The 1,653-nt window shown below is 40.9% G+C and carries 1 protein-coding gene; it reads right to left on the reverse strand.

The genetic code is table 11. From position 1 onward, the window contains the following. Positions 1 to 449: 449 nt before the first annotated feature. Positions 450 to 1,653, reverse strand: a 1,204-nt coding sequence (locus tag DD606_RS25035) for a DDE-type integrase/transposase/recombinase (RefSeq protein WP_139158370.1), incomplete at its 5' end; no start/stop codon positions are given.

Below are 1,653 nucleotides of genomic sequence, written 5' to 3' on the forward strand. Positions count from 1 at the left end.
AAAGCTACAATGTACATAGTGTGATATATGGAAAACGGATGCCATACCTTCCCGGGAAAGCGAGGCCGGGGAGTGGCACCTTGGCATTTTTCAACACATTAAATCATGCATAATTGATTTAGGAATGTACAAATGTCAAGTGTTTTGAAGTGGCACGCTCGTTTTGCCTAGAAAGTTCAATGCTGCGGGGCGATCTCGACCAAAAATAGCAGGTTTCATGCGCGGGCGGAAGAGATGCATCCAGAGTGCTTGGCAAGTGGTAAAATGAGGTTCAAGATGAAATTTAATCCCAATGGGATTTTCCCATAATTTTAGGGATTTTTTCCAGCTCGTTTGGGCTTTTTACGGGCAAAAGAGGGCATTTTTGGGATAAAAATGACCAAAAATGGTTATAAAATGGTAAAAAAAGACCCAAAATTGATTAAAACTGGCTCAAAATTCCACATCACTCATGGTTTCGTGACTATGAGAAGTGATATATGACCTTCCATAGTTCCAACAAGCATGACCAAAAAGTCTTGAGCTACAACCCCATTGTCATAACTGACAGAAGTGTGCCAGATTCCAAAAACCAAAGTTTTTTTCTTGTTGACACCCTTGACTTGGATAATACTCTCAGACAGAGGTGGCTTCCCTAACTGACACCACACCCCATATGATAGCAGATTATATTTGGCACCCGTGTCCAATAAGGCATTATATAGAACTTTTCCATAGGTGTTGTTTAGCTCAATAGGGTATCGTAGAGGTGTGTCAGAGTCCAACCAATCCTCGTCGATTTCAACGTGGAATGCATGTGTGACTCCAAGGTTAGCCTCTCGTTTTTGTCTTATACGTTGTTGTCGCTCCTTAGCCTCAGCTTGAGCTTGTATCTTCTTCAATTCTATTTGTGCCTTGGCTGCCTTTTTTGTATGGATGGCACACAACTCCTCTTGGATTAAAGGATCATAGTATCTTTTAAATTTGCTCCCATTGAGGAATCCAATGGTTTCAACTCCATCAAGAGTCTCCACACGAATGGTTCCTTGTGGGGTGATCTCACATACTCTATATGGTCCTTTTCCCGCATATTTCAACTTTTTCTTTTCGTTACGCACTCCATACATAAGGACTTTATCACCAACATTGATATCTTTGTTCTTTAGATGACGGTCAAACCATTTCTTCCTCCTATCTTTCTCCACAAGTGCATTTTGCACAGCTAATTGCCTCTCTTCATCTAGCCTTTCAAGGATATATAATCGCTCAACTAAGGGGTTACCATCCCAACCTTCTTGAGAAGCTACTCGAAGACTAGGAATGACAAACTCCCAAGGCATAACCGCTTCTTGGCCGTATACCATTTTGAATGGCGTACAATTAATAGCCACTTTATAAGCAGTACGATAAGCCCATAGAGCAGATGTCAACTTCAAATCCCAATCAGTGCGATGAGCTTCTACCGTCTTGGTTAAAATAGAGATTAGAGTCTTGTTGGTGCTCTCGGCTTGTCCATTAGCTTGCGGGTAATAAGGTGTAGACTTATGGTGGGATATCATAAAGGTCGTGGTAAGCTCTCTTATTACCTCATTTATAAAATGGGTACCATTATCACTAACAATTTCAAAAGGGCAACCAAATCTTGTGATAATGTTCTCAAAAAGAAACTTAGCT

This window comes from Enterobacter cloacae complex sp. GF14B, assembly GCF_004136805.1.
Classification (GTDB): Bacteria; Pseudomonadota; Gammaproteobacteria; order Enterobacterales; family Enterobacteriaceae; genus Enterobacter; species Enterobacter hormaechei_C.